Consider the following 12,577-nt stretch of genomic DNA (forward strand, 5'->3'; position numbering starts at 1 on the left):
ACCGGATGCCGGTCTAGCGAGGAGAACCGCACACCATGTCGATGGACGACCCGACCACACCCGATGAATCGCCTGGCAGCGGCGGCACCTCTCCCCGCCGAGCCACCATCTACGACATCGCGCAGCGGGTGGGCCTCAATCCCTCGACCGTGTCGCGCGCCCTGAACAAGCCGGGTCGCACGAACGCGGCGACCGAGGAAAAGATCCGCGCGGCAGCCGCTGAGCTCGGCTACCGCGCCAACCCGATGGCGAGAGCTCTCCCCACCGGCCGGTCAGGCACCTTCGCTGTCGTGCTCCCCGACATCACGAACCCGGTGCACTTCGACCTGATCCGCGGCGCGGAGCAGGTCGCCCGCGCCGGCGGCTTCACCCTCGTCGTGTCGGAGACCGAGGCCGCAGCAGACATCGAACGGGAGACCATCGAGGCTCTGCAGTCGTCCGTCGACGGTCTGCTCGTCGTCGCCTCGCGACTCGACGATGCAGCCCTCGCAGACCTGGCTCGCGTGAAGCCGATCGTGGCGGCCAACCACTCGGCGCCCTCGCTGCCGAGCGTGATCCCCGACCTGGCGATGGGGCTGACCGCTGCCATGGATCACCTCCGCGATCTCGGACATCGATCCGTGGCGTACCTCGGCCTGAGCGGCCTGCAGATCAATCGCTCCCGGTGGGAGCTCACGCTCGACCTGGCGATGTCGCGCGACATCTCTCTGGTGGAGATCGCCGTGGAGGCCCCGGCCGTAGAGGCAGGTGCGGATGCGCTCCGGCGCGTGCGCGCCAGCGGCGTGACCGCCGTTCTGGCCTACAACGACCTGGTCGCTCACGGTCTGCTCCGAGCAGCCCGTGGCGCCGGCCTCACTCTGCCCGAAGCGTTCAGTGTGATCGGGTTCGACGACATCTTCAGCGCCGAACTCGCCGTTCCGGCGCTGACGACGCTCCGCTCGCCGCTGCGCGAGATCGGCACACGGGCGATGGAGACACTGATCGACCCCGAGCGGAATCGCATCCCGTCGAAGGTCGTGCTGCCGCTCGATCTCGTCGTGCGCGAGTCGACCGCGCGACCCGTCGAGTGAGGCCCTACTCCACCGAATGCCCTGCGGTCAGGCCGCGGGAGCGGCAGAAGGCACGGCGAGCTCCCCGGTGAGGTACTGCGCGCGCCCGAAACCGAACGACCAGTCCTGAGGGCCGTTCTCGACGTACCCGATGAAGACGTCCTCGCCCGCGACGCCCACCGCAGCGAGTCGGGCTGCGATCTCGGCGTACAGGTTCTGCTTCATCTGGTCGCTGCGCCCGCGCTGGGTGAAGATCTGGATGATCACGGGATCGGTCCGATCGAAGCCGAGGCCGGCGTCCTCCGCGATGATGGTGGTCGCCGATCGCGAGGTGACCACCTGGAATCGGTCGCGAACCGGAATGCCGTACACCTCGACGATCGCGTCGTGGATCGCTTCCGAGATCTCCTGGGAGTTCGAACGGGCGTCGCTGTGGTCGATGCGTACGAGTGGCATAGTTCCTCCTGAGTATATGTCCTGACATTCTCACATGTCTCGAATCGGTCCGTCAAACTCTTGCGCCCGGTCTTCCCTCCATGCAAGAATGTCTTTACATGGAACCCCGTGTTGTGTTCCTCACCTTCACTCGCCGAAGCCCACCGCTCGGCGATTCCACGCAAAGGAGCGTCCTCGTGTCGAATGCCCGCATCACCAGACCGTCGTCGGTTGTGACCGGCGGCACCGCAGGGCGGGGGTTCCTCGCTCGCCTCACGGTGATCTCCACCCTCGGCGGCCTGCTCTTCGGTTACGACACCGGAGTCATCTCCGGTGCGCTGCTGTACATGCGCGACGACCTCGCGATGTCGACCGGAGAAGAGGCCTGGGTCGTCAGCGCACTCCTCTTCCCCGGTGCCGCATTCGGCGCGCTGCTGGGTGGGCGCATCGCCGATGCGCTCGGACGCAAGCGCAGCCTTCTCGTCTGCGCCGTGATCTTCCTCATCGGAGCCATCGCCTGCGCGATCGCCCCGAACGTCACGATCATGGTCATCGCGCGCATCTTCCTCGGGTTCGGAGTCGGCGCGGCCGCCGTGGCGTGCCCCCTCTACCTCGCCGAGATGGCGCCGGCCGACAAGCGCGGCCGCATGGTGACGATCAACGAGCTGATGATCGTCACAGGTCAGCTGCTCGCCTTCGCGATCAACGCACTGCTGGCTGTCTTGATCAGTGACACGCACGTCTGGCGCATCATGCTGGCGGTGGCGTCGATCCCGGCGTTCATCCTCCTGATCGGAATGCTGGTACTCCCGGAGTCTCCCCGCTGGTTCGGCGCCCGAGCCCGCCTCGACGAGGCACGACTCGTGCTCAGCAAGAGTCGTACGCCTGACGAGGTCGAGACAGAACTCGCCGAGATCGCGCAGAACGCGAGCGTCGAGGGCGATCAGCGTCGCCACGCATGGCGGGCACTGCGCGACAACCGCTGGATGCGACGGCTCTTGTACGTCGGCTTCGGTCTCGCCACGGTGCAGCAGGCTACCGGCATCAACACGGTCAACTACTACGCCCCCAGCATCCTCACCCAGACGGGCCTCGGCGATCAGGCCGCCCTCATCGCGACGATCGGCGTCGGGCTCACCAGCGTCATCATGACGATCGTCGGAATCTGGTTGATCGGATTCATCGGACGACGCAGGATGCTGGCCATCGGATTCAGCGGTGTGGTCGGCTCACAGGTCGTGCTCTCCCTGGTCTTCCTGCTGCCCCAGTCAGACGGGGTCAGCTACCTGATCCTCGCGGCGATGATGCTCTTCGTCGCCTTCGTGCAGGGCTTCATCGGCACCGTCGTCTGGCTGCTGCTGAGCGAGATCTTCCCACTCGCGATCCGAGGCCTCGCCATGGGCCTCGCCGTGTTCGTGCTGTGGACGGTGAACGCGTTCATCTCCTTCGTCTTCCCGCAGATCGTCGAGGGCATCGGATCCACCTGGACCTTCGCGCTGTTCGCGGCGATCAATGCGGTGTCACTCTGGTTCGTGCTGACTCAGGTGCCTGAGACCAAGGGGCGCTCGCTCGAAACGCTCGAGACCGACTTCCGCACCCAGGCGATCCGCACGATCCCTCGCCGAGAGCGCCTCGCAGGGCGCTGATGCGTCGCCTCTGAGAGGGGGTGGGGAGCCTGACCGGCTCCCCACCCCCTCTCTTCGTGCGCCGGCCACAGAGAAGCCCCCTCCTCGAGATCGAGAAGGGGGCTTGTCGGCGCGACGCGACTCGTGCGCGGGACCTCAGCCGATCAGTTCGCGCAGCCTCTGCAGCTGGAAGCGTGAGACCTCGTCTGCCCGCTCATCCTCGGCGAAGACGTTCGAGACCAACAGCGCATCGGGGCGATCGAGATAGCCGGTCGCCCGCAGCGCGTCGAACAGCTCGATCCAGTTCACGTCGCCGTCGCCGATCTGCAGGTGCTGGTGCACGCGGACCGCGTTGCCGGGTGGGTTCGAGATGTAGCGCAGGCCGTGTGACCGATGGTGGTCGAAGGTGTCGGCCGCGTAGACCGCGCCCAGTCGCTCACCGATCTCGGGAAGCAGGGTCGCCGCCCGGTCGCCGTAGTGGAACGTGTGAGACGCGACGTACACGAATCCGACGGCCGCCGAGTTCAGCCCGCGGATGACCCGCCAGGCCTCGAGCCCGTCCTCGACGAAGTCGTCGGGATGCGGGTCGATGTTCAGGCGCACCCCCTCACGCTCGAGCAGGGGCAGCAGCTCTTCCATCGAGCGGTAGAACGCGTCCTCACTCTCCTCCTGGAGCTCCGGTCGACCCGAGAACTCCGTATTCAGCACCGGGGCGTCCAGAGCGACGGCCAGCTCGATGATGCGCCGCATGTTGCGCACGGCCGCCGTGCGCTCCCCCTCGACGGGAGACGAGATGCGCTGCACCGGGAGCAGCGCGGGGATCGCCACACCGGCGTCCGCCGCGCGCTTCTTGAGCGCGGCGGCGAGCGCGTCATCCGCCTTCGGATGCCGGAAGAACGGAGCGAAATCGGCGTGCGGCGTGAGGTGCAGATGCTCGTACCCGAGACGCGCGGCGACGTCCGGGAAGTCGAGGAGCGCGTGATCGTGGTGGTACGGCGTGGGGTCGAGTGCGATGCGGACCATGTCGGTTCCTCTCCGGCTCAGGCGTAGAACGCAGGACGCTCAGCAGCCTCGACGGGAACGATACCGCCGTCGAGCGCCTTGACCCCCGCCTCGCACGCGAGCGCGACCAGGTATCCGTCCCAGGCATTCGGACCGTCGACGAGGCGGCCGTCCTTGACGGCGTTCACCCACCGCTGGATCTGGCGGTCGTACGCCTCCGCGAAGCGCGTCGTGAAGCTCGTGTGGTCCTTGATCGAGAACTGCCCGTCGCGCCACTGCTGCAGGCCCGACGGCTGCCCGATGCGGGCGATGCCCTTCTCGAACACCGCCTCGGTGCCGACCTGGTAGCCGAACTGCACGCTCACGTTCATCTCGACATCGACGAGCACACCGTTCTCGAGCTCCATGATGACGAGGATGGGCTCGCGCAGGTGCTCGGGAGTGAGGGTGTTGCGCCGCGGGAACTTGATCTCGACCGACTTCACAGCGGACCCGGCCAACCACGGGATGACGTCGAACTCATGCACGACCGAGTCGGTGATGAGCATCGTCTGCGAGTAGCTGTCGGGCACGGAGGGGTTGCGGTGCACGCCGCGCACCATGACCAGATCGCCGGCGTCGCCCGAGGCGATCAGTTCGCGCAGGGCCGCGTACTCAGGGTCGAAGCGGCGCATGAAGCCGATCTGGATGTGCGGCTTGTCGAGCTTCTGCTCGCGCTGGATAATGTCCCACGACGTGGCGGAGTCGGGCGTGAGCGGCTTCTCGCACAGGATCGGAAGACCGGCCTCGAGTGCCGGCACCAGAACCGGCTCGTGGAACTGACCCGGGGTCGCGATCAGCACGGCGTCGAGTGCCCCTGCGGCGATCGCGTCTTCGACACGGCTGAAGGTCGCGGCTCCCGGAGCCTTCTCCGCGGCCGCCGCCGCGCGCCCGGGATCGGGCTCGACGATCGCCGAGACGACGGCGCCCGAGATGCGATGGGTGATGCGCGCGATGTGATCGGCGCCCATGAGTCCGGCGCCGACGACGCCGATACGGAGGTCAGAGGTCATGAGTTCAGTGCTCCAGAAGAGAAGGGATCAGTGGATGCGGGCGAGATGGGTGCATCCGAAGATGTGCTCGCGTGTGCGCTGGGCGATGGGGAACGGGTAGTCGACGTCGCAGCCGTACATGTCCTGCTCGACGATGGCGAAGATCTCGGAATCGATCGCGGCGACCGCGTCGATGATCGGCCCGAGATCGGGCACACCGTGCGGCGGCTCGATCATGATGCCCTGCGTGACGGCATCAGCGAAAGGAACGTCGTTCTTCAGCACGTCGAAGAGCAGCGAGGTGTCGACCTGCTTGAGATGCAGGTAGCCGATGCGCTCGGGGCGCTCCTGGATGAGCTTGACGTTGTCGCCGCCGTAGTAGGCGAAGTGGCCGGTGTCGAGGCACAGGTTGGTGTACCGCTCGTCGGTCTCGTCGAGGAAGCGCACGACCTCACGCGTGGTGCCCACGTGGCTGTCCGCGTGCGAGTGGAACTGCTGCTTGACACCGAATTCCTCGAGCAGAGCCTTGCCCAGGCGGTCGTGGCCTGCGGCGAGCTTCTTCCACTGCTCGTCGGTGAGGGTGCGCGCCTCGAGCACCTCGCTGGTCGCATCGCTGCGCCACAGGTCGGGGATGACGACGAGATGCTCGGCGCCCAGCTTCGATGCGAGTCCGGCGACGGCGAGCGCCTGGTCCCAGGCGCGCTGCCACTGGTCGTCGCCCTTGTGGAATCCGGTGAAGACGGTGCCCGCAGACAGCTTGAGTCCCCGCGAGCCGAGTTCGTCCTCGAGCTGATGCGGGTCGGTCGGCAGGTACCCGTACGGGCCCAGCTCGATCCACGAGTACCCGGCGGCGACGACCTCGTCGAGGAAGCGCTGCCAGGGCACCTGCTTCGGGTCGTCCGGGAACCAGACGCCCCAGGAATCGGGAGCGGTGCCGATGCGCAGACCCGGGTTGGCGCCTGCGGCCGCGGATGCGGTCGGGGTGGTGTCAGTCATGTCAGTTCTCCGTTGAAGTCAGCCGAGGAGCGGACGCTGGTGCGCCTGCTGTGCGAGGTACTCGGTGCGCGCCTGCTGCGTGCTGGCGAGCGTGGAGACCTCGGGGACGGGCACGTCCCACCATCCGTCGCCGTCCGGCGCATAGATGAGCGGGTCGCTGTTGATGTGGATGAAGGTCGATGTCGCCGACGCCTTCGCCTCGGCGACAGCTGCCGACAGCGCGTCGATGGCCCCGGCGCCCGGCTCGATCTCGATCACGTCGAGTCCGTAGCTGCGGGCGTTCGCGGCGAGATCGATCGGCAGGGTCTGCTCGCCCTGGAAATTACGCGCCTGAGGGTCGTACTCGCGATACCAGGTGCCGAAACGGTCGGAGCCGACCGTCTCGGAGAGGTGCCCGATCGACGCGTAGCCGTGGTTCTGGATGAGGACGAAGATCACCTTGATGCCCTCGGCGACGGCCGTCACGAGTTCGGTGTTGAGCATCAGGTACGAGCCGTCGCCCACCATGACGATGACGTCTCGGTCGTCGCCGTCGGCGACCAGCCCGCGCTTCGCGCCGATTCCGCCCGCGATCTCGTACCCCATGCACGAGAACGCGTACTCGACGTGATATCCGAGGGGATCGCGCACTCGCCACAGCTTGTGCAGGTCTCCGGGCAGCGAGCCTGCGGCCTGGACGATGACGTCTTCCGGTGCGGAAGCCGACTGCACGGCGCCGATGATCTCGGGCTGGCCGGGCAGCGCGAGTCCTGACGGCGCGAATGCCGCGTCGACGCTGGCGTCCCAGGCTGCCTTCTCGCGGGCGATGCGCTCGGTGTACTCCGGAGAGATCTCCCATCCCTCGAGCTCGATGGCGATTTCGCTCAGCGCCTCGCGAGCATCGGCGATGACCGGCAGCTGCGAACCGTGCTTGTAGGCGTCGAAGGATGCGATGTTGATGTTGACGAACACGACGTCGGGGTTCTGGAAAGCGGTGCGGGAGGCGGTCGTGAAATCGCTGTAACGCGTGCCGATGCCGATCACGACGTCGGCATCCGCCGCGATGCGGTTCGCCGCCAGAGTGCCGGTCGCACCGACGCCGCCGAGGTACTGCGGGTGATCCCAGGCGAGGGAACCGCCGCCGGCCTGCGAGGTGCCGACGGGGATGCCGGTCACCTCGACGAGTGTGCGCAGGTGATCTTCGGCACCGGAGTAGAGCACGCCTCCTCCGGCGACGATGAACGGACGCTTCGCCGAGCGGATGGCGGCGACTGCCCGAGCGAGCGCCGCGCGCTCGGGCAGCGGCCGGCGCAGGTGCCATTCGCGATCCTGCAGGAACTCGAGCGGCACGTCGATGCGCTCGGCCTGGACGTCCTCCGGCAGCGCGATCGTGACCGCTCCGGTCTGCACCGGGTCGGTCAGAGCACGCATCGCGCCGAGCGCGATCGAGTACAGCTGCTCAGGGCGCTGAACCCGGTCGAAGAACACCGACAGCGGCCGGAAGGCATCGGTCACCTGGATGCCGGGGTCATGCGGGTGCTCGAGCTGCTGGAGAACGGGATCGGCCACGCGGGTGGCGAACGTGTCGCTCGGCAGCAGCAGCGCGGGAAGCCGGTTCGAGGTCGCCAGGGCTGCCGCGGTCAGCATGTTCGCCGCACCCGGTCCGACGGAGGCCGCGGAGGCGAGAGTGCCTCTGCGCCGGTGCATCCGGGCGTAGCCGACGGACTGGTGGACCATCGCCTGCTCGTTGCGCGCCTGGTAATAGGGCATCAGGTCGGGCTGCTCCACATTGAACTGCTTGAGCGCCTGGCCGATGCCGGCGACGTTGCCGTGTCCGAAGATGCCGAACATGCCCGCGACCGTGCGCTCGCGGATGTCGCCGTCGACGGTCCACTGGTGTCCGAGGAACTCGACCAGCGCCTGGCTGACGGTCATCGTCTTCGTGTTCGCCATCAGGGCTGGCCTTCCTTGTCGTTCTCGTGCTCGTAGGGCAGCCGGGAGTCGAACTCCTGACCGTCCCAGGTGTCGCGAACCCACGCATGAGCGGGATCGTCGCTGATCAGCCACGTGCGTTCCGGGTCGGGACCCGCCATGACGTTGAGGTAGTAGAGGTCGTACCCTGGGGCCGCGACCGCAGGGCCGTGATAGCCATAGGGCACGAGCGCGATGTCACCGGTGCCGACCATCGCGTTGATCTCGATCTCACCCGCGGGCGAGGAGTAGGTGCTGAACATCCCGAAGGCGCCGTCAGCGGCATCCTGGCGTCCGCCCGAGCGCGACGGGGCGCTTTCGAAGTAATAGATCTCCTCGAGTCGCGACTCGTGACCCGGCTTGTGCTCGTCGTGCTTGTGCGGAGGGTACGACGACCAGTTCTCGGCCGGGGTGATGACCTCGCAGACGATCAGCCGAGCGGCGTCCAGCGCCTGCGGAGTGCCGAAGTTGTGCACCTGACGGCTGGAGCGCCCCGCCCCGCGGAGCTCCACGGGCGTCTCCTCAGCCGCGATGTACTGCCAATCGCGACGCTCGGTGGTCGGCGCTTCGGTGACCGCGACGCGGCCTTCTCCACTGATGGTCGCCGTCGTGCCGATCGACAGATACAGCACGTCGGTCGGCCCGTCGAACACCGACGCACGACCGTGCAGTCGAGTGTGCCACTCACCGGGGTGATGGTGGTGCGCGATGCGGAACGATCCGGCCAGCGGCACGATGATCCGCTCGACGTCGAGGGCCGTAAGCTCGAGCTCGTCGCCCTCCGTCAGTTCGGCGATGCGGATGCCGGTGTGCTGCCACCCGGCGAGCGAGGCGTCGACCACGCTCTGCCATCCGTCGCGCGCGAGCTCGCCCCGACGGTGGAACCAACGTTCTTCTGCAGTGCTCATCTTCGTGCTCTCAGAGACTGGGATGCCGCCTCGCTCCCCCGCGGGGCGGCATCCGGATCGTGTCAGTTGTTCTGCGGGAATCCGAGGTTGATCCCGCCGTGCGTGGCCGGGTCGAGCCAGCGGCTGGTGATCGCCTTCTCCCGCGTGAAGAAGTCGAACCCGTGCACACCGTACGCCTTCGCGTCGCCGAAGAGCGAGGCCTTCCAGCCGCCGAAGGAGTGGTACGCGACCGGCACCGGGATCGGCACGTTGATGCCGATCATCCCGACCTCCACCTCGCTCTGGAAGCGCCGGGCGGCGCCTCCGTCGTTGGTGAAGATGGCGGTGCCGTTGCCGAACTCGCCCGAGTTGATCAGGTCGAGACCCTCCTGGAAGGTCTGCACCCTCACGACCGAGAGCACCGGGCCGAAGATCTCCTCGGTGTAGGCGCGCGAGGTGATGGGGATGTCGTCGATGAGGGTCGGCCCGAAGAAGAAGCCGTCCTCGTGGCCGTCGATCTTCAGGCCACGGCCGTCGACGACGATCTTCGCGCCGTCGGCTTCTGCGATGTCGACGTACGAGGCGACCTTGTCGCGGTGCACATCGGTGATCAGGGGGCCCATATCGGGCTCGACGCCGTCGACACCCGCCCCGTTGCCGATGCGCAGGTTCGCGATGCGCTCCGAGACCTTGGCGATCAGTTCATCGGCGACGGGCTCGACGGCCAGCACGACCGAGATCGCCATGCAGCGCTCGCCGGCGGCGCCGTATCCGGCGTTGACGGCCTGGTCGGCGACCAGGTCGAGGTCGGCGTCGGGCAGCACCAGCATGTGGTTCTTCGCGCCGCCGAGAGCCTGCACCCGCTTGCCGTTCTTCGACGCCGTCTCGTAGATGTACTGCGCGATCGGCGTCGAGCCCACGAATGAGATCGACTGCACGACCGGGCTGTTGAGCAGACCGTCGACAGCGAGCTTGTCGCCCTGCAGAACCGTGAACACGCCGTCGGGAAGACCCGCTTCCTTCCAGAGCTGAGCGAGCCAGAGGGCAGCCGAGGGGTCCTTCTCGCTCGGCTTGAGTACGACCGCGTTGCCTGCGGCGATCGCGACCGGGAAGAACCACATCGGCACCATGGCGGGAAAGTTGAACGGGCTGATGATGCCGACCACGCCGAGGGGCTGCTTGAGCGAGTAGACATCGACTCCGGTCGAGGCGTTCTCGCTGAATGCGCCCTTGATGAGGTGCGGGAATCCCGTGGCGAGTTCGACGACCTCCTGGCCGCGGAGGATCTCGCCCATGGCGTCGGAGACGACCTTGCCGTGCTCGGCCGTGATGATCTCGGCGAGCTCGCGCTTGCGGGCGTTCAGCAGCTCGCGGAACGCGAAGATGACGGTCTGACGCTTCGCGATCGAGTAGGTCTTCCAGACCTGGTACCCGCGCTGGGCGGACTCGATGGCGGCATCGATCTCGGCCTGGTCGGCCAGCGCGACGTGCGCCTGCACTGCTCCGGTGGCGGGATTGTAGACGGGCGCGGTGCGCCCGCTGCTCGACGGGCTGTCGGCGCCGTCGATCCAGTGGGAGATGGTGCGAGTTTCAATGGTGCTCATGGCTGTTCCTTCGTGGATGGGGAGTTCAGCGGGCGGAGGCGGCGACGCCGCGGACGAGGCCGGCCGCGGCGTCGACGGCGGAGACGACGTCGCCGTCCGGCGGATACAGGAGGGTGCGGCCGACGGTGAGCCCGCGCACGCCGGGGAGAGTCAGAGCGTCCTCCCACGCGGCGAACGTCTGGTCGGGATCGGCACCGGAGTCGCCGCCGAGAAGCAGCGTCGGCATGGTGGTCGCCGCCATCACGCGCTCCATGTCCTCGACGACGGGGAGCTTCATCCACGTGTACGCAGACGACGCGCCAAGGCCGGCCGCGATGGCGATCGAGGCGATGACGGCATCCGTCGAGAGGTCGTTGACGATGTGGCCGTCTTTCCAGCGGCTGAGGAACGGCTCGAGCATGATCGGCAGCCGAGCTCTCGCCGCCGCGGTGACGGCGTCGGCCGTCGCCTGCAGCGTGGGTGCGGTTCCGGCATCGTCGAGGTTGATCCGGATCAGGGTCTTCGCGAAATCTGCGCCGATCGCTGCGAGCTCGTCGACCGTATATGCGCCGTAGCGGTCGTCCATCTCGAACGTCGCGCCGCGCAGACCGCCTCGGTTCATCGACCCGACGACGATCTTGTCGTCGAGCAGTCCGAGGGCAGCCAGGTCGTCGATGATGTCCGGAGTGCCGAGCACTCCGTCGACACCCGGGCGCTTCAACGCCGTGGCGAGCCGATCGAGCAGGTCGTACCGATCGGCCATCGCCATGGGGTCGGAGCCCACGGCGAGAGCGCCACGGGCGGGGTGGTCAGCGGCGACGATGAACAGCTTTCCGTCGACCCCGAGCAGGTCGCGGCGGCGGCGGTCGCGCAGTCGCGTCGCGATCTCGTGCGGCGCTGAGGCGCGCAGATCACGGAGACGGGAGAAGTCGTCTGCCGAGAGGGTGATGCCGGTCATCCTCGGGCTCCTTCGAGTAGTTGCTGCACCTCGGACGCGGTGGGCATGGCGGTCGAGCATTCCAGTCTGGAGGCGACGATCGCCCCGGCGACGTTGGCGAATCGGAGGATCTCCTCGAGGCCCCACCCGGAGAGGAGCCCGTGACACAGTGCCCCGCCGAATGCGTCGCCTGCGCCGAGACCGTTGACGACGTCGACGAAGTGGGGCGGCACCTCGACCGTCTCGTCGGCCGTCTTGGCGAGCACGCCCTTCGGTCCCTGTTTGACGATGGCGAGGCGCACGCCGCGTTCCAGAAGAGCATCCGCGGCTCGGAGAGGCTCGGTCTCGCCGACGGCGACCTCGCACTCCTCCCGATTGCCGACGGCCACGGTGACGTGCTCGAGAGCGCGCCCCACCTGAGCGGTCGCCTCAGTCGGGTCGGCCCAGAACATGGGCCGGTAGTCGAGATCGAGTACCGTGTGGTCTGCGCGACCGCGCATCGCCCACGCATCGAAGTGCGTCTGGCGGCTGGGCTCCTGCGAGAGACCTGTCACCGTCGCCCAGAGGACGCCGGCTGCACGGATGGCATCGGCGTCGAGCTGATCGGACGTGATGTTGAGGTCCGGTGCCTTCGGCTCGCGGTAGAAGTACAGCGGGAAATCGTCGGGAGGGAAGATCTCGCAGAAGGTGATGGGCGTCTTCAGATCCGGATCGACGGCGACGGCCGAGTCGTCGACACCAAGTCGCGTGAGCTCTCGATGCAGATAGCGACCGAAGGGGTCGTCGCCCGTCCGGGAGACGAGCTGCACGGCCCGGCCATAACGAGCGGCGGCCACGGCGACGTTCGCCGCGCTTCCGCCGAGGTACTTGCCGAACGTCGCCACGTCCTCGAGACCGACGCCGCTTTCGAGGGGGTAGATGTCGACGCCGAGGCGCCCGAGGGCGACGACGTCGAAGGTCTTTTCTCCGGTCATACTCCTGTGTACAACTTTCCTGATCGCGATGGACGGGATATGTCCTAACAATAACACAAGGCTCGATTCTCGCAAGGGCCCGCGCGCCTGGCTCTCGCGCTCTGAGGT

General features: G+C 67.4%; 11 protein-coding genes. 2 read left to right on the forward strand and 9 right to left on the reverse strand.

Annotated elements, in window-relative coordinates; genetic code table 11:
• The first annotated feature begins 35 nt into the window (after positions 1-35).
• The gene (locus ACZ5Y9_RS15580; protein ID WP_464471765.1) at positions 36-1,070 is read left to right on the forward strand and encodes a LacI family DNA-binding transcriptional regulator; all 1,035 of its coding nucleotides are present in this window, start codon (positions 36-38) and stop codon (positions 1,068-1,070) included.
• Positions 1,071-1,097: 27 nt separating this feature from the next.
• Here ACZ5Y9_RS15580 and ACZ5Y9_RS15585 read toward each other — a convergent pair whose 3' ends face one another.
• Positions 1,098-1,505: a tautomerase family protein gene (locus ACZ5Y9_RS15585; protein WP_464471766.1), complete on the reverse strand. Its 408-nt coding sequence runs from the start codon at positions 1,503-1,505 to the stop codon at positions 1,098-1,100.
• 176 nt (positions 1,506-1,681) lie between these two features.
• Between ACZ5Y9_RS15585 and ACZ5Y9_RS15590 the strand changes: the two genes are divergently transcribed.
• On the forward strand, positions 1,682-3,130 hold the full coding sequence (locus tag ACZ5Y9_RS15590; protein ID WP_464471767.1) for a sugar porter family MFS transporter: 1,449 nt from the start codon (positions 1,682-1,684) through the stop codon (positions 3,128-3,130).
• Positions 3,131-3,265: 135 nt separating this feature from the next.
• Here the strand turns inward: ACZ5Y9_RS15590 and ACZ5Y9_RS15595 are convergent, their stop codons facing one another.
• The 8 genes from ACZ5Y9_RS15595 to iolC all read right to left on the reverse strand — a co-directional run bounded on the left by ACZ5Y9_RS15595 (position 3,266) and on the right by iolC (position 12,469).
• Complete coding sequence (locus tag ACZ5Y9_RS15595; RefSeq protein WP_464471768.1) at positions 3,266-4,132, reverse strand: sugar phosphate isomerase/epimerase family protein; 867 nt, start codon at positions 4,130-4,132, stop codon at positions 3,266-3,268.
• A 17-nt stretch (positions 4,133-4,149) separates the two neighbouring features.
• Positions 4,150-5,163: a Gfo/Idh/MocA family oxidoreductase gene (locus ACZ5Y9_RS15600; RefSeq protein WP_464471769.1), complete on the reverse strand. Its 1,014-nt coding sequence runs from the start codon at positions 5,161-5,163 to the stop codon at positions 4,150-4,152.
• Between the two features lie 27 nt (positions 5,164-5,190).
• On the reverse strand, positions 5,191-6,138 hold the full coding sequence (locus tag ACZ5Y9_RS15605) for a sugar phosphate isomerase/epimerase family protein (protein ID WP_464471770.1): 948 nt from the start codon (positions 6,136-6,138) through the stop codon (positions 5,191-5,193).
• A gap of 18 nt (positions 6,139-6,156) precedes the next feature.
• Entirely contained in the window at positions 6,157-8,070 is a 1,914-nt protein-coding gene (iolD, locus tag ACZ5Y9_RS15610; RefSeq protein ID WP_464471771.1) for a 3D-(3,5/4)-trihydroxycyclohexane-1,2-dione acylhydrolase (decyclizing), read from the reverse strand.
• The gene (iolB, locus tag ACZ5Y9_RS15615; RefSeq protein WP_464471772.1) at positions 8,070-8,996 is read right to left on the reverse strand and encodes a 5-deoxy-glucuronate isomerase; all 927 of its coding nucleotides are present in this window, start codon (positions 8,994-8,996) and stop codon (positions 8,070-8,072) included. Before iolB ends, iolD begins: the two co-directional genes overlap by 1 nt.
• 62 nt (positions 8,997-9,058) lie before the next feature.
• A complete protein-coding gene (locus ACZ5Y9_RS15620) occupies positions 9,059-10,579 on the reverse strand; it encodes a CoA-acylating methylmalonate-semialdehyde dehydrogenase (RefSeq protein ID WP_464471773.1) in 1,521 nt (506 codons plus the stop codon).
• 25 nt (positions 10,580-10,604) lie between these two features.
• Positions 10,605-11,516, reverse strand: a complete 912-nt coding sequence (locus ACZ5Y9_RS15625; RefSeq protein ID WP_464471774.1) for a Cgl0159 family (beta/alpha)8-fold protein — start codon at positions 11,514-11,516, stop codon at positions 10,605-10,607.
• Positions 11,513-12,469, reverse strand: coding sequence for a 5-dehydro-2-deoxygluconokinase (gene iolC / locus ACZ5Y9_RS15630; protein ID WP_464471775.1), 957 nt, complete (start codon positions 12,467-12,469; stop codon positions 11,513-11,515). The genes ACZ5Y9_RS15625 and iolC overlap by 4 nt, the downstream gene beginning before the upstream one ends.
• Between the last annotated feature and the right edge of the window lie 108 nt (positions 12,470-12,577).

Source organism: Microbacterium sp. T3-8 (genome assembly GCF_055398145.1).

Coding starts and splice junctions, on each gene's coding strand:
- iolC (WP_464471775.1), bottom strand. CDS start 12,469: ATGACCGGAGAAAAGACCTTCGACGTCGTCGCCCTCGGGCGCCTCGGC.
- iolD (WP_464471771.1), bottom strand. CDS start 8,070: ATGGCGAACACGAAGACGATGACCGTCAGCCAGGCGCTGGTCGAGTTC.
- ACZ5Y9_RS15580 (WP_464471765.1), top strand. CDS start 36: ATGTCGATGGACGACCCGACCACACCCGATGAATCGCCTGGCAGCGGC.
- ACZ5Y9_RS15600 (WP_464471769.1), bottom strand. CDS start 5,163: ATGACCTCTGACCTCCGTATCGGCGTCGTCGGCGCCGGACTCATGGGC.
- ACZ5Y9_RS15595 (WP_464471768.1), bottom strand. CDS start 4,132: ATGGTCCGCATCGCACTCGACCCCACGCCGTACCACCACGATCACGCG.
- ACZ5Y9_RS15605 (WP_464471770.1), bottom strand. CDS start 6,138: ATGACTGACACCACCCCGACCGCATCCGCGGCCGCAGGCGCCAACCCG.
- ACZ5Y9_RS15585 (WP_464471766.1), bottom strand. CDS start 1,505: ATGCCACTCGTACGCATCGACCACAGCGACGCCCGTTCGAACTCCCAG.
- ACZ5Y9_RS15620 (WP_464471773.1), bottom strand. CDS start 10,579: ATGAGCACCATTGAAACTCGCACCATCTCCCACTGGATCGACGGCGCC.
- iolB (WP_464471772.1), bottom strand. CDS start 8,996: ATGAGCACTGCAGAAGAACGTTGGTTCCACCGTCGGGGCGAGCTCGCG.
- ACZ5Y9_RS15625 (WP_464471774.1), bottom strand. CDS start 11,516: ATGACCGGCATCACCCTCTCGGCAGACGACTTCTCCCGTCTCCGTGAT.